This is a genomic window from Mucilaginibacter ginsenosidivorax (genome assembly GCF_007971525.1).
Lineage (GTDB): Bacteria > Bacteroidota > Bacteroidia > Sphingobacteriales > Sphingobacteriaceae > Mucilaginibacter > Mucilaginibacter ginsenosidivorax.
The window spans coordinates 4456484-4476327 of sequence record NZ_CP042437.1; the positions used below are offsets into that span (position 1 = coordinate 4456484).

19 protein-coding genes are annotated in these 19844 nt (G+C 42.3%); 7 read left to right on the plus strand and 12 right to left on the minus strand.

Going from position 1 to position 19844, the window contains the following annotated elements:
• From FSB76_RS18630 to FSB76_RS18650, 5 genes are read right to left on the minus strand one after another with little or no spacing between them, the layout of a single operon-like run.
• Window positions 1-978, minus strand: a complete 978-nt coding sequence (locus tag FSB76_RS18630; RefSeq protein ID WP_147055935.1) for an AAA family ATPase — start codon at window positions 976-978, stop codon at window positions 1-3.
• Window positions 968-2152 (minus strand): DUF4350 domain-containing protein, encoded by a 1185-nt coding sequence (locus FSB76_RS18635; protein WP_147055937.1) that lies wholly within the window; start codon window positions 2150-2152, stop codon window positions 968-970. The genes FSB76_RS18630 and FSB76_RS18635 overlap by 11 nt, the downstream gene beginning before the upstream one ends.
• Window positions 2149-2931 (minus strand): DUF4129 domain-containing protein, encoded by a 783-nt coding sequence (locus tag FSB76_RS18640; RefSeq protein ID WP_147055939.1) that lies wholly within the window; start codon window positions 2929-2931, stop codon window positions 2149-2151. Before FSB76_RS18640 ends, FSB76_RS18635 begins: the two co-directional genes overlap by 4 nt.
• Window positions 2918-3814, minus strand: a complete 897-nt coding sequence (locus FSB76_RS18645) for a hypothetical protein (RefSeq protein ID WP_147055941.1) — start codon at window positions 3812-3814, stop codon at window positions 2918-2920. The genes FSB76_RS18640 and FSB76_RS18645 overlap by 14 nt, the downstream gene beginning before the upstream one ends.
• On the minus strand, window positions 3798-4760 hold the full coding sequence (locus FSB76_RS18650; protein ID WP_147055943.1) for a stage II sporulation protein M: 963 nt from the start codon (window positions 4758-4760) through the stop codon (window positions 3798-3800). The genes FSB76_RS18645 and FSB76_RS18650 overlap by 17 nt, the downstream gene beginning before the upstream one ends.
• A gap of 93 nt (window positions 4761-4853) precedes the next feature.
• Between FSB76_RS18650 and FSB76_RS18655 the strand changes: the two genes are divergently transcribed.
• Window positions 4854-5597: an RDD family protein gene (locus tag FSB76_RS18655; protein ID WP_147055944.1), complete on the plus strand. Its 744-nt coding sequence runs from the start codon at window positions 4854-4856 to the stop codon at window positions 5595-5597.
• Here FSB76_RS18655 and FSB76_RS18660 read toward each other — a convergent pair.
• Window positions 5579-5944 (minus strand): DUF2752 domain-containing protein, encoded by a 366-nt coding sequence (locus FSB76_RS18660; RefSeq protein ID WP_147055946.1) that lies wholly within the window; start codon window positions 5942-5944, stop codon window positions 5579-5581. The genes FSB76_RS18655 and FSB76_RS18660 overlap by 19 nt on opposite strands.
• Window positions 5944-6411: a DUF5684 domain-containing protein gene (locus FSB76_RS18665; RefSeq protein ID WP_192910090.1), complete on the minus strand. Its 468-nt coding sequence runs from the start codon at window positions 6409-6411 to the stop codon at window positions 5944-5946. Before FSB76_RS18665 ends, FSB76_RS18660 begins: the two co-directional genes overlap by 1 nt.
• Window positions 6412-6541: 130 nt before the next feature.
• Here FSB76_RS18665 and FSB76_RS18670 point away from each other — a divergent pair, with 130 nt between their 5' ends.
• On the plus strand, window positions 6542-7969 hold the full coding sequence (locus FSB76_RS18670; RefSeq protein ID WP_147055948.1) for an L-serine ammonia-lyase: 1428 nt from the start codon (window positions 6542-6544) through the stop codon (window positions 7967-7969).
• A gap of 230 nt (window positions 7970-8199) precedes the next feature.
• On the opposite strand, the gene FSB76_RS18675 is transcribed toward FSB76_RS18670, so the two are convergent.
• The 3 genes from FSB76_RS18675 to dcd form a co-directional block, all read right to left on the minus strand.
• Entirely contained in the window at window positions 8200-10623 is a 2424-nt protein-coding gene (locus FSB76_RS18675) for a carboxypeptidase-like regulatory domain-containing protein (protein WP_147055950.1), read from the minus strand.
• A 57-nt stretch (window positions 10624-10680) separates the two neighbouring features.
• Window positions 10681-13401, minus strand: coding sequence for a TonB-dependent receptor (locus FSB76_RS18680; RefSeq protein WP_147055952.1), 2721 nt, complete (start codon window positions 13399-13401; stop codon window positions 10681-10683).
• Window positions 13402-13706: 305 nt separating this feature from the next.
• Entirely contained in the window at window positions 13707-14243 is a 537-nt protein-coding gene (dcd, locus tag FSB76_RS18685) for a dCTP deaminase (RefSeq protein ID WP_147055954.1), read from the minus strand.
• Between the two features lie 202 nt (window positions 14244-14445).
• Here dcd and FSB76_RS18690 point away from each other — a divergent pair, with 202 nt between their 5' ends.
• Genes FSB76_RS18690 through FSB76_RS18700 form a run of 3 tightly spaced genes read left to right on the plus strand, consistent with a single transcriptional unit; the run spans window position 14446 to window position 16582 of the window.
• Window positions 14446-15090, plus strand: coding sequence for a 4'-phosphopantetheinyl transferase family protein (locus tag FSB76_RS18690; RefSeq protein WP_147055956.1), 645 nt, complete (start codon window positions 14446-14448; stop codon window positions 15088-15090).
• Window positions 15090-15848 (plus strand): lipoyl(octanoyl) transferase LipB, encoded by a 759-nt coding sequence (lipB, locus tag FSB76_RS18695; RefSeq protein WP_147055958.1) that lies wholly within the window; start codon window positions 15090-15092, stop codon window positions 15846-15848. The genes FSB76_RS18690 and lipB overlap by 1 nt, the downstream gene beginning before the upstream one ends.
• Window positions 15845-16582, plus strand: coding sequence for an SGNH/GDSL hydrolase family protein (locus FSB76_RS18700; RefSeq protein WP_147055960.1), 738 nt, complete (start codon window positions 15845-15847; stop codon window positions 16580-16582). The genes lipB and FSB76_RS18700 overlap by 4 nt, the downstream gene beginning before the upstream one ends.
• Window positions 16583-16636: 54 nt before the next feature.
• Here FSB76_RS18700 and FSB76_RS18705 read toward each other — a convergent pair whose 3' ends face one another.
• On the minus strand, window positions 16637-17467 hold the full coding sequence (locus tag FSB76_RS18705; protein WP_147055962.1) for a hypothetical protein: 831 nt from the start codon (window positions 17465-17467) through the stop codon (window positions 16637-16639).
• Between the two features lie 113 nt (window positions 17468-17580).
• Here FSB76_RS18705 and FSB76_RS18710 point away from each other — a divergent pair, with 113 nt between their 5' ends.
• Window positions 17581-17862: an ATP-dependent Clp protease adaptor ClpS gene (locus tag FSB76_RS18710; RefSeq protein ID WP_147055964.1), complete on the plus strand. Its 282-nt coding sequence runs from the start codon at window positions 17581-17583 to the stop codon at window positions 17860-17862.
• Window positions 17863-17900: 38 nt separating this feature from the next.
• Window positions 17901-18458 carry a histidine phosphatase family protein gene (locus tag FSB76_RS18715; RefSeq protein ID WP_225976246.1) on the plus strand — a complete coding sequence of 186 codons (558 nt, stop codon included), beginning with the start codon at window positions 17901-17903 and terminating at the stop codon, window positions 18456-18458.
• 247 nt (window positions 18459-18705) lie between these two features.
• Here FSB76_RS18715 and FSB76_RS18720 read toward each other — a convergent pair whose 3' ends face one another.
• On the minus strand, window positions 18706-19773 hold the full coding sequence (locus FSB76_RS18720) for a branched-chain amino acid aminotransferase (RefSeq protein ID WP_147055966.1): 1068 nt from the start codon (window positions 19771-19773) through the stop codon (window positions 18706-18708).
• Window positions 19774-19844: the final 71 nt, after the last annotated feature.

The following is a 19844-nucleotide window of genomic DNA, read 5'->3' on the forward strand; positions in this document are numbered from 1 at the left end:
TTATCGTGGTACCTCTATTTTTTGAATAATTTGCCCAATTACATCGTCGGGACTAAGGCCTTCCATTTCCTTATCCGGCGTAAGCATTACCCGGTGCCTTAATACCGGGGCTGCAACATAAATAATATCATCGGGCGTAACAAAATCGCGCCCTTTAATAGCCGCCAGTGCCTTAGCCGCGCTGATCATAGCCAGCGAAGCCCTGGGCGAACCACCCAAGTATAATGATTTATGGTTGCGGGTTTCAAATACAATTTTAGCCGTAAATTCCAGCAGCTTGCGCTCAACATGCAAAGCCCGTACCTGCTGCCTCAACGATATAATTTCGCCGGCCGATAATACAGGAGTGATATTATTTAACTGATCTGTATTTTTTTGCTGATGCTGCTGGGTAATTATAGCTATTTCCTCCTCCAGCGATGGGTATTTAATTTCTATTTTAAATAGAAACCTATCCAGCTGTGCTTCGGGCAGGCGGTAGGTGCCTTCCTGCTCAACCGGGTTTTGGGTGGCTAATACCGTGAAGGGCTCCTGCATTTTATACGTCTGCCCGTCAATGGTAACCTGCTTTTCTTCCATCACCTCAAACAATGCCGATTGTGTTTTTGCAGGTGCACGGTTAATTTCATCTATCAGGATGATATTGCCAAATATAGGGCCCTGCTTAAATTCAAACTCTGTTGATTTGGGGTTGAATACAGAAGTACCTAATATATCTGATGGCATCAAATCAGGGGTAAACTGAATGCGGGAGTATTTGGCGTCAATTGCTTTTGAAATAAGTTTGGCTGTAAGTGTTTTGGCCACGCCGGGTACGCCTTCAATCAAAATGTGTCCATCGGCCAGTATGCCAGCTATCAGCAAGTCGATAGAAACAGTTTGCCCCACAATAATTTTACCCAGTGTAGCTTTTATCTGGTCAACAGCCAGGCTTAACCTGCTCATATCAGTTCGTTGTTCAAAAAAATCATTTTCCATTGTGTCCGGTTTGGCTGTAAAATTTCTCTATAAGTTTATTTAATCTGATTAATTCATGATCGGTAACGTGGTGCTGCGCGCTTATGAAAATTACCGAATGTACCAGGTCGGTAATAAATTCGATGGCTACGCCCGTTTTTTTTGATACAGTATCTATAAATTCATTATCAAGTTTGTTGGTTTTAAGGCGGTAATAGTCTCTGAAATGCTCTAACAGATAAATCACTTTTTTATGGGCAATGTTGGCGTTGTCGCGTTTTTCGTAATAAACCTGCCCCACAACAGTTACAAACTCCAGGGTCGAATTTTGTAAAGGCTCTACCACCGGTATAATGCGCTGGCGGCGCTTCATTTCGTAAAAAATAAAAACCGAAATACCGCAAAGGCTTAAGTAGTATGCCCATTGCAAAGCCGGGTTAGCAAAAAATACCCTTAATGGCGAAACATCTTCAGGAATATCGCCATTTTGAAATTGGTCCCAATACAAATGGCCGGCAGTAGGCATATAAGAGAAAGCCTTCTCAACAAAATCGTTCCCTTGCCTGGTTAATAGGCTATAGTTGGTGAATAAGGCGGGTGTAGCACATAAATACAGGTGCCCCTTGCCAAAACTGTAACTCATAAAAGTACAGTGGTTAGCATAGTTTTGGGCTAAAACGGTTGCTTTGGCGGTATCAAGGCTGCTAAAATATTGGTTTGCAATATCACGATTGAACAGGTAGCTACTTTGAGCCCGTAATTTGCTGTTAACAAAATTAAAGGATACGTTATGCTTAGCATACTCGGCCTGCGACTCAATTTTTAGCGAATCGGCAAGGTAGCCGCTCCAGCTAAATGCCGACATAAACACCGAGTTGCCTGCTTTCACGTATTTCACCATTTCGTCAAAATCAAATTTATTGAGCTTTATACTTTTGGCTATAATGAGGTAATTACCCTGTTGCAGGCTATCGTTATGGAAAACATTGTAAATGGATTTGTTGGTATTGGCAATTTCGGCATCTGGAAAAAGCTTTTCAAGCTGGTTATGCAAAATATAAGTACCAAACGGAATTTTATCATTTTTGGCAAGTGTTGATTGCCAGTTAATAGCGTTGGGCTTATTGTACTGCGCAACAAGATATACTATGAGCAGGATGCTGGCAATTGAAATATAGATTTTAAAATCCTTCATGATATCTCCTTTTTAAAATCTGTAAATAATGTACTGATATTTTTAAAAACGGAGGCATCAATGCCAAACTCGCCATACCAAATATATTCAAACTGCAAGGTTAGGGTTTTAAATACCTGGCGCTGATTGGGATTGGTTAATTCATTGATGTAGGCATTGTTTGTTTTATCTATCTGCCATTTAATAAGGTCGGCGTCACTAAGCTGTTTCAGGCATTTTAAATATAGCAGCCTTACAGCCAGGCGGTAATTGTGCTGCGCGATGGCCCGCTCCAGTTCGTCGTCAAAATTGATGTCGTGAATGTTTTCCAAAGATTCCTGGTAGGGCAAATTCGCCCCCATTGATTTACGCCTGAACACATGCAATAGATCGATACCAGCCAGTTTAAGAACCAGGAACACCACAGCCGCCAGCCCTGCGCCTATAAAAAGATACTGCAGTACATATAACAACACCTGGAAAAACGGATTCACTTTATTATTCGAAAGTTTTGCTGGTTTAAACAGGTTTTTAAGCCAGGTCCAAAACCAATGCCAAAAGCGGGTCCACCATGATGGGTCTTTTTGTATTTCTTCGTCGTATTTAAACTCGGGAAGTTTGCTGTAGGCTTTAATAGCTGCGCTATCCAGGTGGCGCACATTTACCTGTTGGGTGTCCAGCTTCAGTATTAAAGGTTTTGTGCTGTTTTTAGCAGGAACAACACCTTTAACTGAATGAGCGGGAACAGCGAATGAAAAAAATATAAAGCAGAGCAGGCGCAACATATTAATATTCTTCAAGCGGTAAATCATTGTCGGGCGTTATGGTGCCCACCTGGTTTATCCTGTTTAATAAGCTGGTGCCATCTTTACTTTCGGTTAAATTGAAATAGCAAAGGCATAGACTAACTATGGGAATGATGATGAATACCTGACACACTTGCTGAAGCGCCGCTCCAATTACAGCAGCAACAATAGAAAAATGGGCACCTCCCTTAATATGTGTTACTAAACTGACAGCATTAACTATAGTAACCGGAATAACTATAATGGCGCGGCATACTGAAAATATTATCCAGGTAACTACCAATGCGCCAAAAGTTGCCCACCAGTTTTCCTTTATCAAAACAAAGCTGCGGTTAAAAGCGTAGCCAAAACTGGTGTTTTCCATGATCATTATGGGGGCCACTAATGCCAGGATAGGCGACATATATATACCAGGGACTAAACAAAATACAAAACCAACCACCAGCAGCAGGTTAATCAATATTGAGCTGCCTAATATTTTCAGAAAATAAAATTTGATATAACCCCACATCTCTTCGGCTGCAGGCACCTGGTTGCCTTTTTCTTTATACAAAGCCATATAGCAAAAAACGGTAACCATTATAGCCGTAATGCTTAAGAGGGTAAATACCATGGTTAATACAAATTCGGTTCCCAAGAAATTAAAAAAAGATGGCGCGTACTGGTTAGTATAAGCCCCGCTTGAAAGGTTGTTAAAATTAGTGGTCATTTTTAACTGCATCAGGCAAGCGCTAATGGTTGCTGCTACTATAAAAATACCGCAAAACGTAAAAAAGTATTTAAGCAGGGGTTTTAGGTTCTGTTTAATAAAAAGAAAGGTGTCGCTTATTATTTCGCCAAAATCGCGGGTTTTTGCTAATTCAATTTTTGGTTGCATTGTGGTTTAGGGTTTTATAAATTTTATTGGGGTATATAATTACATACCAAATGATAAACAATAATGACGATGTTAAAATGGTAACGCTAAGCCAAACCGGCATTTCGGTATGGCGGGTTACAAAACCTTCAAAAAAGGCGGCCACAATTAAAATTGGTACTATGCCAATAGCTACTTTCATACCATCTTTAGCCCCTCTTTTTAAGGATACCATACGTGTGTACGTTTTAGGGAACAAAAGGCTGTTGCCTAAAATAATGCCTGCGGCACCGGCTATCATGATAGATGAAATCTCTAAAGTGCCGTGTATCCACACCACCAGGATTGATTTTAAGCCTAATCCCTTACTAAAAAAGTAATATTGAAACGATCCCAGCATCAATCCGTTGCGGAATAGAAAGTACACTGATCCGACAGAAAATATAACGCCGCTTACAAAAGTAACCAACGACACGTAGATGTTATTGGCTGCTATCGCCAAAAACATCAGGGTTTCGCCGCCTTGTTTGTATACACCAAAGGGATCGCCTTTGGCAATATTGGCATTGGTCATGTCTACATATCCGTCGCCTAAAATTAGGCGTACAAAGTTTTCATCGTATTTTGCCGATAAGGCGCCGATGAAGCAAAAAATGATGAAAAATATAAATGAGTATAGCAACGGCTTTTGATAAGTTTTAAACAGGATAGGCAATTCGTATTTCCAGAAGGTTAAGAAACGGTTGCTTTTTTCGCTTTTGTTTTTGTAGATGGATTGATGTAAGCCAGCCGCCAGCCCGTTAAGGTACGCTGTAGTTTTTGATTTTGGGTAAAATGTTTTGGCGTAAGCAAGGTCGTCGGTTATTTGGATAAACCTTTCGGCAAGTTCGTCAGGATCATCCGTTGGCGATTGTTCAAAGCTGCTCCATTTGGCAGCGTTTTGTTTTACAAAAAGAGGTTCGCGCATCAGTTATCCAACATTGAAATATTTTGTTAAAATAATTACAAATGCGGTATATATCAACTAAAAAAAACATAATTAGCGTTTATATTTGATGATATGCAAACTATAAGGATAACCACATCACAAAACATTGATATTGACTACGAAGTTGCCGGCCTGGGCGAACGTATTGTTGCTTACCTGATTGACATGGCCATGTTTATAGTGATATTCATTGCTGCAATGATTGTGATGTCGATGTTGAACATCCTAAACTCCGAAGGCGCATTAATTGGCGTTTTAGTAATTATATATGCCTCGCTATATGTATTTTATGATTTGGCTTGCGAAATTGCCATGAACGGGCAAAGTGTTGGCAAGCGTATCATGAAAATAAAGGTGATAAGCCTTGACGGAGCCCGGCCCAAGTTTAGCCAATACTTGTTACGCTGGCTGTTCAGGATTATTGACTTTTTCCCGGGCACTATGCATTTGTGTGGACTGATAAGTGTTGCCGTATCTGATAAATCGCAGCGTGTGGGCGATATGGTTGCCGGTACTACACTTATCCGTACTGCGCCGCGCACAAAAATCAATAATATAGCTTTCAGCCCCTCTGCCGATGATTACCAGCCGGTTTTTGCTGCCGCTGCCAGCCTTAACGATAAAGATATTGAATTGATTAATGAGGTAATAAACAGCTATATTAAAAATCGCAACAGCGTGCTTGTATTTAATATGGCACAGCGCATCAAAGACCTTTTAGGCGTAACCCCGCCAGCCGATATGAACGACATGTTGTTTTTGCAAACCATTATAAAAGATTACAGCCACATTGTAGCTCAGGCAGATGTGCTGTAATGCAGATAAAGGCCGTACATTTTAATGCAGTAACTGATAAGCACTATGCTGCCAACAATCATAAATAAGGTTTTTTTTACCGCGAACTTTTTGGTGTCGAGTTTAAAATAACTATCGGCAATACCGTAGGCAAAAAATAAAAGTAGGGGAATGGCAGGGGGGTAAAGTGCAAAGCTTTTATCTAAATTGCCTTGTACAAGCGCAATTACAGAGCGCTGAAAGCCGCAGCCGGGGCAATCAATACCGGTGAAATATTTAAAAGGGCAGGGTATTAAATGATTTTGCAGCCAGCGGATAAAACCCAACTGACTGCAAAATATTTGTATTGTGATATAATTTGCCAGCATTAAGCTTGCGGTGGCGTATTAGGGTTAAACGGATCCCGGTAATCTTTTGAAGGATCATATGGTTGAAAGCCTGCAAAACCAGCACCGGCGGGGCCGATATACTGGTATTTCCCGAAACCCAGAATTGGGAAGAATATGTAAGGTAATAGAATCATGCCAATGGTAAAACCTTCACTTTGCCCAAAACTTTTGCTTAATAAATTCAAAGCCCAAATAGCAAAAATGAAACTGGTACATGGAAAAAATATTACAATTAACCACCACATTGGTTTCCCGATAATTTCTAGCAAGACAATTAAATTGTAGATAGGAATTAATGAAGCCCAGCCAGGCTTGCCTGCTTTTTCAAATATCTTCCACATACCAATAGCGCAAATTACACCAGCTATAAGCCCGGGAATCATAAAGATACCCATAATAGCAAAAATAAAAGGCGCCCCGGGATTTGACGGATCGTAGTTTTCCATGTTTTTAAGGTTTTGAGTGTTTTTATAAGTTTTAGTTCATGCAAAATATAAATTTTTTAAATAAAAATTAGGCACTTCAACATATTTATTACAAAGCTTGGTTAGCTTATTATTTTTAAATTTGACGCCAATGGTAAGGGAGCAAATTTCGGTATTTGATATGTTTAAGATAGGGATAGGGCCATCAAGCTCGCATACCCTTGGGCCATGGCGTGCTGCACAGCAGTTTGTAATATCGTTACAACAGCAGGAGATGCTGCCGCTTGCTAACCAGGTACAAATACTGCTTTATGGTTCGTTGGCGAAAACAGGCAGGGGGCATGGCACTGATATTGCCGTATTGCTGGGCCTAAGCGGCGATGATCCCGTAACTTTTGAGGTTGACCAGATTACCCCGAAAATCGACTATATTACTTCTTCGCATAAATTGATATTGGGTGGGGCGAAGGAAATTGAATTTTCGGTAGTTGACGACTTGTTGTTTTTGTTTAACGAAAGTTTGCCTTTTCATCCCAATGCGGTTACTTTCCAGGCTTTTTTGAGTAATGGCAAAGCGGTATCCGAAACCTACTACTCCATAGGCGGAGGGTTTGTGGTTAAGGATGGTGCATCAGCTCAATCAAAACATGAGGTAGACCTGCCGTTCCCGATTGATACAGCGGCCGATTTATTGCATTGGTGTATAAAAACCGGCCTTCGCATTTCTGAAGTGGTTATGGAAAACGAACTGGCCTGGCGCAGCGAACATGAGACCCGTGCAGGGGTATTAAATATTTTTAAAGCCTTAAAAGAGTGCATGTACCGCGGCTGCCATACTACCGGCCAGTTACCTGGCGGTTTAAATGTAGCCCGGCGTGCTTTTAAATTAAACGCAAAACTAATAAGCGATAGGCCTTACAGTAACTACGAGGAATGGATTACCGCGATAAGGCAAACAGGCGATAGTTTTAAAAATATACTGGATTGGGTGAGTTGTTTTGCACTGGCAGTGAATGAAGAAAATGCTTCATTTGGACGTGTAGTAACTGCACCTACAAACGGTGCTGCCGGCGTTATCCCTGCCGTATTACAATACTATATTGTTTTTTGCGAGGGTAACACCGACGAGAAGATTATCCAGTTTTTGCTCACCGCATCCGAGATTGGCAGCATCTTTAAAAAAGGGGCTACAATATCGGCAGCAATGGGCGGCTGCCAGGCCGAAATTGGGGTTTCATCGGCTATGGCTGCGGCTGCACTGACCGAGTGCCTGGGCGGCACTCAGCGGCAGGTACTTATGGCCGCCGAAATAGCCATGGAACATCACCTTGGCCTTACCTGCGACCCTATTGGCGGCCTGGTGCAAATCCCCTGCATCGAGCGTAATACCATGGGGGCCATAAAAGCCATTACGGCATCGCAGTTAGCGCTGCAAAGCAATCCCGAAAAGGCCAAAGTAAGCCTTGATGCCGTAGTAAGAACAATGTGGCAAACGGCGCTTGATATGAATTCTAAATACAAAGAAACATCTGATGGCGGGCTGGCTATTAATATACCTATCAGCTTGCCGGAGTGTTAAGCCCCCCGGCCCCCTAAAGGGGGAGTTGTGTATCGGGTCAAACGCATCTAATTGGGTTAACATAACTTAACACTTTTTAGATAAAAATATTATAAGTATTTAATAACCAATGTCTTGTATTTTATCATGGTTAACACTAAGCTGATTGCGCAATTTGGGCGCATCCAAATATTTGTGCCTGGTGTATTGAAAAAGCCACCATTTTGTCAGAATTCCAGTGGGGGTGTTTATTACTCAACGTTATACCGGTAAACTATTCGGCCCAAATTACCGTCGGTATCAATTCCTTCTACCGTTACTCGGTAAGTGCCCTTGGTGTCGGAGTTAAAAAACTCAAATTTGGTAAGGCCTTTGTCAATTATAACGGTTGGGTTCCAATAAATGGTTGTCCGCAAATCGGGCTTTGTGTTGCTTTCATTGATCCTATCATATTTGGGCGAATAAAATTCCCTTGCCTTGTATAATCCGTTTGATTGGTAGGTGATAACATCGGGAGTAGATGGTTTAATTGCGGTTCCAGAATGTTTTCTTGAAATTAAATAAAGTACTTCCCTTGCACCTGTTGTCATATCCATTTGCCCGGTTGTTCTGATTACTTCGGCACTCTCAATATCTGTCAGTAAAAGAGTGCTAAAAATGGCCGGGTCAATTATACTTCCGTCAAGCTTTACCATCATTGGCGGCGGCTTTGGGTAATATTTAGCTATAGATCGTGCAGTATAAAACGAAGCGCCTTCTGCCGAGCTCCTCATCTCGATACCACGTAGGCGTACGCCCAAAAAAGTGCTCAGGCTTTCTCCGGTCGGCTCTTTCGGAAAATCGTTTATCACCTGGTCGGGGTGTTCTGCATGGCTAAAAATGTCTTTTGGCGTATCCTTTTTGTCTTTTATCACCACTTCTTTAAGTTGTATAGTGCGCCTGTCTAAACTTAATTTTAGTTGTTGTTTAACCTGCTTTTGGTAAGCAGTTAATTCTTTTATCGTATCCTTTTCGCCGGGTGCGTTTCTAAACGCAAATGATTTATGACCGGATAAGGTATCAAGCACAACCATTACATTTTTTTTATTTTTATCGCTGCGTGCCTGTATCACGTACCTTGCGCTATCCTCAGGCAGCCTGTTAAAGCTGAATTTCCCATTTTCATTGGTTACGGTATCCAGCATGAAAATGCCAGCTTTAGTTGTTAACAACCTTACTTTGCCGTTGGCTACCGGTTTGCCATCTAAAGTTTTTAAGTATCCGGAAATTTGTAGTGATTTTTCGGCTTCAAATACCGGTTGCTGATGCTTATCGGCTAATACCTGTTTCCATTCAAAACGACGATAACCCTGCGTAAGCATTAATATATCCAGGTCGGCCCGGGTTTTATCGGTTATATCAGTAAAGTAGTAGTTGGGCTGTTCGATATACCCTTTAATATCCGAAGTAAGCAGCAAATTGTTTAGTATCGTGTTTTCTGATAATTCATCCACAGGGGTTAAATCCTCGTTGATCACAGATACCGAAAAACTTCCTGTAATATTGTTACCGCCGGCAGTTTTAGCATCTAATTCAAACTGTACCTTTTGCCTGGCTGTTAACGTATTGCCTGCCCGTGTTATGTTGAGTTTGAGCGCATCGTTATTTTGGATAAAGACTATGCGTTCATTAAGCGGCTCGCCATTAGCAGCAAATAGTGTAAATCGTGTTATTCCCGTCGGGAAACGTTTTTTATCAATAGCCGTATTGAAGCTTTGTGCCGCCAGCCTGAATGCGGCTGTATAACAAATTTTACCAGCCGATTGTGCAAGCAGGTAATAGCCTGCGCTTTTTTGAGTTTCAAATAGCTTATTTGAGGCAACTATGCGTACACTTAAACTATCTGCCTGTGTATTATTAATGGCGATGGCAAAACCATCGTCATGTGCTTTTGGTAAATCAAAGATATACCGGTTACCATTTTTACATGTTATTTTAACTTTATAAAGTTTGCCTGCTGTTGGTGTAATAGCAAATATACCCATCCCCAAATGATGGGTTTTAAATTCGGCTACTTCATTGTCGTCATTATCCGTTACTAATCCTTCCAGGTCTTCGCCCAGTCCTTTTTCATCTACCGATTTTATAGCTACTTTTGATCGTAAGCCGTTAATTAACACGCCCCCCTCCGGAAAAAACTGCACATCGGGCTTTGCCGTTATATTTTGTTTTTTTGCCTTTATCGCCTGTAAATCGCCTATGTTTATCTGTTGGCTAAAGAAATATGCCAGATCATCATTACGCATCCAATTAGTATACGCCCGTAATTGATATTTACCTGTTTTTAATAAGACAGGCAAGGCAATATCCCCCCATCCTATGCCCGAACTTAAAGGCAGGGCCACCCGGCTTATTACCGAATCTTTTGCTGTAAGTAATTCAACATACACCACGTTGCTGATTGACGATAAGGAGTGGTTTTCGCTGGTGACTACATAGGCCTTAAACCAAATGGTATCGCCGGGTATATACCCCTGTTTATCAAAATGCAAATGAACCTTCTCTACCTGGTTTGCCAATGAATATTTTTCGAGCGCATTAATGGTGCGGGCCAAAAACGCTGAATCGGTTTGGGCAAAGCTGTTCAATGCGCAAAATAAAGTAAACAGGAAAATGAAGGTTAGGCTCAGTTTCATAAAAAAACAATAAATGCAATATTTGAGCGGGCGTAATAAATTAAAAGCGCCCCTGGGTTACTCCACCTTATAGGTATAAACCTGCCGGCCAAGGTTACCATCAACATCAATTCCTTCAATTAAAATGCGGTAAGTGGCCCTGGCATCTGCGTTGAAGAACGAGAACGTGGCATTGCCATCTTTATCCGTTATAATATTAGGTTTCCAGTATATGGTTGAGCGTAAATCCTGCATCTGTGTATTAGTTTTAGGATCGTCATACGACGGCGAATAAAACTCGCGGGCTTTGTAATATCCCTTGGGCGCATAGGTTACAACACCTGGTGCGTACCGGTTATAAACCGATCCTTCGCCGCCGCGCTTGGTAGTGATAACCAACACGCCGCCGCCGCCGCGATAGCCATAAATCATTGTATTGGCTATGGTGCGCAAAACCTCAACACTTCCTACATCCATTGTTGACAAGGTATTTAAATAGTCAGGGTCAACCTGCATGCCATCTATCAGAATGGTCATGGGTGTGCTCGGGCTTCGGGTTGAATATGGCACACCGTTTCTGAAAAGTACGCCGAATATTTTCATTTGTAATGAAGAAATGAAGTTGCCCCCCATGTTTTCAAAATCTTTATAAGTAAATACCTGGTCGGCATTGCCGGGGCCATTTAAATTACTGGAGTTTTTAACAAGGTCTTTTTTGCTCTTCACATCCTTTATAAACACTTCTTTTAAAACAATGGTATGGTTACCAATGCCATATTTAATGTCCTCGCTAAACTTATTTTTGCTGTTTTTGAGGTACACCGACTGGCCGTCGCTGATGTTTACCTGTACATCGGGTGCGTTTTTGTTTTTGCCCACGGCTTGCGGGGCAATATTATCCAGCTCAATTTCCAGGTTTTTGCGGTCTTTAGCAGTACGTGCCTGTACCACAAAACGAATGCTGTCCCTGAACACCAGGTCTCTGAATACAAAGTTCCCTTTGTCGTCAGAGACAGTATCAATAATAAAAACACCTCCCGATGTAGTGAATAAAGTCACTTTGCCACCCGCAACAGGTTTGCCGCCAAAAGTTTTTAAGTGACCCGATACCTGCAATGTTTTTTCGGGTTTGTAAACTATAGGATTAAAACTGTCGTTCAATATTTTTTTCCATTCAAAACGGCGATAGCCCTGGGTAAGGAGCAGGGCATCAAGGTCGGTTTGGGCGTCTGCGTTGTGAAAGTAATAGCCTGGCTTTTCGATATAACCTTTTAAATCGGAGGTAAGCAGGATATTTGATAAAATGCTTTCTTCTGCGGTTTCATCAACCGAAACCTTCGACAGATCTATAACCGCGGCCGAGAAGCTGGCGCTTACGGGTTTATCCTCTGTATTTTTAACGTTCAGGCTGATGGTTACTTTTTCGCGTGGGGCATATTTCTTTTTATCGGTAGATACCAACAGCTTTAAATCATCATTATTTTTTACAAAAACCAGGCGCTCGTTTAAGGGCTCACCCTTGTCTGAAAATAAAGTGAATTGCACAATACCCGAAGGGAATTTGCTTTTAGGGATTTCGGCGGTAAAAGTTTTTCCGCCATCGGCACTGTTGCCTGCGTAGTAAATCTCGCCCCCCACCTGCGCTACCAGCAAAAGCCCGGCTGTGGGTGTATCACCATTTAACAGGTCTTTGCCCGGCAATATTTTAATCAAAATATTGTCGTCATATGAATTATCAATGGCTAAGGAGTACGCGTTATCAACCGCCTTGGGCAAATCAAATATTCCTTCAGATCCATCAGTGTAGGTAATGTGTGCTTTGTAAGTTTTTCCTGTAGCAGGTACAAATTTAAAAACTCCCATACCCAGGTGGGTACTATTAAAGTTGGCAATTACCTGGTTTTGGTCATCTACTACCGTACCCTTTACATCTACCCCCAAACCATCGGCGCCAATAGCTTTAAATGCTATTTTTGAGTTTACCCCATTAATAAGGCTGCCACCTTCGGGAAAAAACTGAACGTCGATTTTGTTGGATACAGCCTTTATGGCAATGGCTTTCTCGGCCATTTTCTTCTCGGCATATTTAATGGTGGTTAGTATTTGACCGGTGGCCGCTAAATCGTTAGTGGTGTTTATAAAGCTTGCTTCAATATTGCCTTTATCATCGGTAACGCCCTTGCCTTTAAAAACGGTTTTCCCGTTCAGTTCTATATGATAGCTCACTTCTTTAGCTACATAAGGTTCGCCGTTAATATTGCTATAGCTAATGAGTGCTTTTACCTTTTGTTTGCCGTTTTGAGTGGAGTAAGTAAACGCGGTTTTAGTAAAAACGTTATTGCTGATGCTATTTGTAACGGTGATGGTTTTATCAAAAAAATAAGCCTCGCTTTCGTTACGCATCCAGTTGGTATAAGCGCGAATACGGTAGTTACCTTCTTTCATCGAATCGGCAAGGGCAAAATCGCCGCTGGCCAGGCCGCTGATAAGCGGAAGCTTGATGCTTCGTTTTACAGAGTCGTTCTCGTCAATCAAGTCTACATTTAGTATTTCGCTTAATGCCGAGAGTTGGTGTTTGCTGCCGATAGTTACATAAGCTTTAAACCAGATGTCATCGCCAATGGCATAAGCTGGTTTATCAAATTGCAGGTAAACTTTTTCCTGCGGGTGCTCGGCCCGCCATTTATAAAGCTGGTCTACCATTTTGTGCAGCAGCTCTTCGCCAGGGCCTTTAAAACTCAATATAGCTGTAGCAATAACAGTTATCAATAAACCGGTAAAAAGACGTTTGTTTTTCATCAGGTAAATAATTTTCAATCTACGGAAAATACTTATAATAATATTATAAAAGTGTGTTACGGGGGAGGACCGGAAGTTGGGTTAGGTTTTACGTGTTACGTTATAAGTTGTACGTTGATGAAACTGTATTTACGGTTGCAGTGGTTTTTGTTTTTCATGAGTAAAGGTTTTGGATGGTTGGCTGTTTGACTGTTGGTTTAGGTAAAGGTTTAATCAGTCGGAAAAAAAAGCGAACATATTTTTTACGACTAAAGGTTAATTAGCCATAAAAAACGTACAACGTACCACGTCTAACCTACAACCTATCAAAACTTATTCTTCCACATCATACTTTCAACCGGGCGGGTGGTAGGGTTGTTGTATTTGGCGTTGCTTTTGGTGTTGTACAGGGTTTCAATTTCGCCTTCAACAACAAAATATATCAGTTGGCCAATGGGCATGCCGGCGTATACGCGTACGGGCTGGGCGCATGATATTTCAAGTGTCCAGGTGTTGCAAAAACCAACATCGCCTTTGCCGGCTGTGGCGTGTATATCAATACCCAAACGGCCCGTGCTCGATTTTCCTTCCAAAAAGGGTACATGTTTATGAGTTTCGGTATATTCTACCGTTACGCCCAGGTAAAGGGTGTTGGGCTGCAGTATAAAGCCCTCTTTGGGTATCTCAAAGGCATCAATTTCGTTATGTTTTTTGGCATCAAGTACCCTATCGCGGTAAGTAGCCAGGTGTTTACCCAAATGCACATCGTAGGAATTTGTGCCAAGCTTTTCGCGCGCAAATGGTTCAATAATGATGGTTCCTTTTTCTATTTCTTCGAGAATGCGCTTGTCAGATAATATCATAGCAAAATTTGATGAGGGGCGAAAATATGACTAATTACCGCAACAGGCAACAGTAAACAACCAAACATTGTTGAAATTGATTGTTGAATAGATTTTGGTATACAGCTAATTAAAAATCAATCGTTTATGAATATGATATGGCAATTATTATAATTAAATTTATTTGGCATAAGTTTGCGTCCGATTTTGCAATTTTACTTTTATGGCGATAGCGTACCGGCAGCGTATTGATGATGATACTGAGTTTGCACTCTGGAAAATAGAGGAGCAGGCTGATGAGTTGTATAAGCAATTGCAATTGGATGAAGCCGAGAAAGCCTATGTTGAAAAGCTAAGCCATAGTAAACGCTACCTGCACTGGTTGGGTACCCGCGTATTGTTGCGTAAAATGCTGAGCACTGATGAATATATTGATTGCAAAGTTGACGCGCATGGCAAACCTTACCTGGTAAACCTGCCTTACCACATCTCGTTAAGTCACTCGTTTGATTATGCCGCGGTGATGATAAGCAAAACTCATAAGGTAGGCATTGATATTGAACAGATAAAAGAAAAAGTTGAGCGTATAGCTTCTAAGTTTATGCGTCCGGATGAGCTTGCTTTTATTGGCGAGGATAAGAAGATAGAACACCTTTATGTTTGCTGGTGTGCCAAAGAAGCCGTTTATAAATGCAACGGGCAAAAAGAAGTATCATTTGCTGATAACATTTTTTTAGAGCCCTTTAGCTTTGAACACCATGGTGTACTGAATGCCAACTTGCATAAAAATGAACTTAATTTGGACTACACCGTTGGCTATATGCAATACGCCGATTATATGATTGGCTACGTAAAAGAAGATAAGTGATGAAGAATAAAAAAGTATTTTTCCTGGATTGGGGCCTGATAGATTACCGGCAGGCCTGGGACAGACAGGAAGACTTGTTTTCGGCAACGGTAAAAACCAAGCTTGATAATCGCAATAACGAGCTGGCGTATGCTGAAGCAGCTAAAACATTGGTGCCTGCCGATGCATTTGACCCCTTTGAAGCCGATGAAACCTTCAATTACCTGGTTTTTTGCGAACACCCCCATGTATATACCTTAGGCAAAAGCGGCAAAGCCGAGCATTTGCTATTGGATGAAGCCGGACTGAAAGAAAAGCAGGCGGCTTATTATACTATTAACCGCGGAGGTGATATTACCTATCATGGTCCGGGGCAGATAGTATCGTACCCGATATTGGACCTTGATAATTTTTTTACCGATATTCACCTGTACCTGCGCACGCTGGAGGAGGCTGTGATATTAACCCTGGCCGATTATGGTTTAAAGGCTGGCCGTTACCCAGGCTACACCGGCGTTTGGTTTGATGCTGATAACGACAAGGCCCGTAAAATTTGCGCCATGGGTGTGCGATGCAGCCGGTGGGTAACCATGCATGGGCTGGCATTTAACGTAAACCCTAACCTCGATTATTTTAAAAACATTGTGCCTTGCGGTATTGATGACAAGGCGGTAACCTCGATGCAGCAGGAACTTGGCTACGAGGTAAATATAAATGAAGTAAAAGAAATCCTTAAGCACCACATTTCCGTATTGTTTGATATGGAGATGTTGTCATGAAAGCACTATTTATAATTTTATGTTCGATAGGCGCACTAACCGCCTGCTCAAAAAAAAACGACCCGATGCAAAATATGAATAGCGGGCCCAATCCGCCCTCAACAGGTACTGTACCGGTAACGGGCACTACTACCGATACACTGAGCTACCTTGCCCTGGGCGATTCATATACCATAGGCCAGTCTGTTACCGCGCGTGAGTCTTTTCCTTATCAGCTTGCAGCCGAGCTGCCGGGATTTAAAGTGACCGAGCCTACCATTATAGCCCGTACGGGCTGGATAACCGACCAATTAATAAATGCCATTAAAAGCAGCACCATTAACGATAAAACCTATGATTTTGTAACCCTACTCATCGGTGTTAACGACCAATATGACGGCTACAGCAAGGATAACTATCGTATAAAATTTGCAGCTGTTTTAAACACGGCTATCAGGTTTGCCAAAGGGAACAAAAAGCATGTGTTTGTTTTATCAATTCCGGATTACGGTGTAACACCCTTTGGTAATGGAAATGAGGCGGTTATTGGACCCGATATCGACAAGTTTAACGCCATTAACCTGGATGAAAGCAAAAAGGCGGGGGTTATTTACGTTGATATTACTGCCATATCAAAACAAGCGGCGTTTGACCTTAGCCTTTTGGCTAATGACAGGCTGCATCCATCTGCCAAAATGTATAACCAGTGGGTATTAAAACTGATACCCGAAGTACTTGCTCAATTTAAAAAATAGAGCTGGGTTTTGGCCGTTTTTCGTCGGCTTAAACCCAGGCCCGGTAATAAATTGTTAATTTTTATTAAGAAAAAACTTAGCCCAGAAATCGGTTGATTTGGAGAGCTCGCTGCGGCTGCCTTCGGCACCGCCGCCAAAGCCGCCTCCGCGACCACCCCTGCCGCCACGTCCGCCGCCGCCTCCCATGCTGCCTCCTTGCCGTTCACCATTGTTTTCCATTCCCTCGCCTTTGGGTTTTTGGATGCCGTTTATTTTAAAATTGAAAGCCCATTCGGTTTTAAACTGGTCATCGGCGTGGAAAAAACTCAGGGGGATAGCCATTTCATAAATGAGGTTGCCTTCGGTATCATAATCAATGGCTGCTTTAATTCCGTAGGTATTTGAGGTAGTAATCATGTCGCCTTCGATATCTTTAAAACCAACTACCTTAATATCGCGCAGTTTGGTTATGCGCTCGCGCTGTAAATCGTCTCGGTCTTGCTGGCTAACTTCGGTATTATCGTCGGGGCGTTTGCCAAAATCTGGTTTGCTTCCCGGTTCGGCTAAGGGGAAGGTGAGCGAGAAGCTTTCTTTCTTTTTGCCTTTATTATCAATGCTTAGGGTGATGCCTGCATTCAGCGTGCGCATCTGGTCCATTTTATCGGTTATTTTGATAGCAGCGTAAAGGGTTGTCTGGTCATTAGCCAGCGCATAGTTTAGTTTCCTGTCTTCATTAAAATAGCGCAGACTATCGCCCCAATCCTTGTCATCACCATCTACTTTGATAGTTGGAGGTGGGGGTTGCAACCTGGCCGGACCGTTTTTTGATGCCTGTGCGCCTGCCGTGGCAATGGCAAAAACTTGTACTGCTAATGGGATGATAATGCAAACAGCGATTTTTTTCATGGTGTTTAGATTGTCCGGTGTGTAGCAGGCACATCATTGGGGTATGTTTTTAAGTGAATTGAACACGATTTTACTATTTTTATTATTGTTTTTGAGTAATTTTGTAGTTACGTATGCCAACTGAAACACAGGAAGAAACATTTACCCTCGAAGAATTACTGGCAGGACTTAAGGAAGTTCACCGCCTGATATTATGGAACGATGATTTCAACACGTTTGACCATGTGATCCATTGTATGATGAAGTACCTGGATTACTCCGAATCACAGGCCGAAAAGATAGCCTGGAAGGTGCACAACGAAGGCAAATGCGCAGTACTGGAAGGCTCCTTTACCGAAATGGAGATCTACCGTAAAATTCTTCAGCAGGAAGGATTGACCGTATCGGTTGATTAAATTTTCGACACCACTTTAGGAATTGTATCTTGCCTTATATGAAAAGATACACCATACTCCCCGCCATAATTTTATTGCTGTTGTGCCTGGTAACGTATAGCGTTAAAGCACAAAACAAAAATCTTAAACTTATTTTTGTCCGGCATGCCGAGAAGCCTGCTGATGGCGATAATCTTTCCTGCATAGGCCTGAATCGAGCCCTTAAACTTCCGGAAGTTTTAAAAGCCAAATTTGGGTTGCCCGCTCAAATTTATGTGCCGGCGTTGCATTTGGGCAAAACAACCCCAAGAGCAAGAATGTTCCAAACGGCTTCGCCCTTTGCCAGCAAATATAATTTACCTGTTAATACCAAATTTGAGGAGGAAGATGCCAAAGATTTGGCCGATGAACTTGACGGCAAAAAAGGTACAATCCTGATTGTTTGGGAACACAACTACATTAAACCGATAATAAAAGCCCTGGGCATTAAAGTTAAGGGGATGGATTGGCCCGATGATGATTACGATAGTATATGGGTTGTAACCTTTAAAAATGGTGAGCCGGTTTTAACAAAGGATAAAGAGGGGATAAAGCCGGTGGGGAATTGTAGTTTGTAGCATAAGTGCACGCCGGCGACGACTCATCCCGAACATCGCTACGCTCGTCCTGCCCCTCTCTCCGACTGCGTCGCATAGAGGGGCGAAAAGAATAAAAAACGAGTTTTAACCCTCTTTGCGGCGTCAGCCGGAGAGAGGGTGGTCGGGCGAAGCCTTGACCGGGTGAGTCGTAGCCTGCGTTCAACGGCCACAAACAAAAAAAGGTGCCCATCTGAGCACCTTTTCTATTTCAATAACAATATTGTAATTATCCAACCAAATAATTCCAGCCATGTGTATCTTCGGCACGGCCGTATTTAATAGCATCAAGGGTAGCTAATACTTTTTGCGAAAACTCGCGCGTTTTTGGATCGCTCAGGAAATACTCCTCGCCATCTACACTGATAGAGCCTACCGATGCGATGGTTGCTGCTGTGCCTGCGCCAAAAGCATCGGTCAGTTTGCCGGTTTTGGCACCTTCAATAATTTCGGCAACCGAAACTTTGCGGGTTTCAACCTCAATGCCCCACTCTTTGGCCAATGCAATAACCGTATCACGGGTTACGCCATCTAAAATGGTGTCTTTTGCTTCGGCGGTTATCAGTTTGCCATCCAGCATAAACATGGCGTTTGCGGCACCCATTTCTTCAACGTATTTGTGCTCTTTGGCATCTGTCCATATCAGTTGGTCAAAGCCCTCTTCGGCTGCCTTGCGCGAAGGTAACATCGCGCTACCGTAGTTGCCGGCTGCTTTTGCGTAACCCATACCACCTTCGGCGGCGCGGGTGTAGTAGGTCTCAATTTTTACACGCAGCGTTTTTGAAAAATACGGTCCAACAGGCCCGCAAATTACCATGTATTTATATGTTGCCGATGGTGTTACACCCAGGTAAGGGTCTGTAGCAAACATAAACGGGCGGATGTATAAAGCATGGTTTGGTTTTGATGGCACCCACTCGCGGTCAAGGTCAACCACGGCGGCCATACTTTGTAAAAATATTTCTTCGGGCAGGGTAGGCATACAAAGCCTTTCTGCCGATTTGTTAAAACGGATAGCGTTTTTATCGGGGCGGAAAATGGTAACCTTTCCATCGGCATGTTTGTAGGCTTTTAATCCTTCAAAAAATGACTGGCCGTAATGTAAGGCCGAAATTGCAGGGCTTAAACCAATCTCGCCGTAGGGAATGACCTGCAGGTTTTTCCATTCACCATCAGCATAATCGGCCACAAACATGTGGTCAGAAAATGTTTTTCCGAAAGGTAAGTTGTCAAAATCCGTTTCTGCTAAACGGGAATGCGTGGTCTTGGTGATCTTGATGTCCAGCGTCTCTGTCATGGCCTTAAGTATTATTTATTAGAAAACGGCAAGTTAGGAAATTTTTTGTTGAGATGTGTTAAGGAATTGAT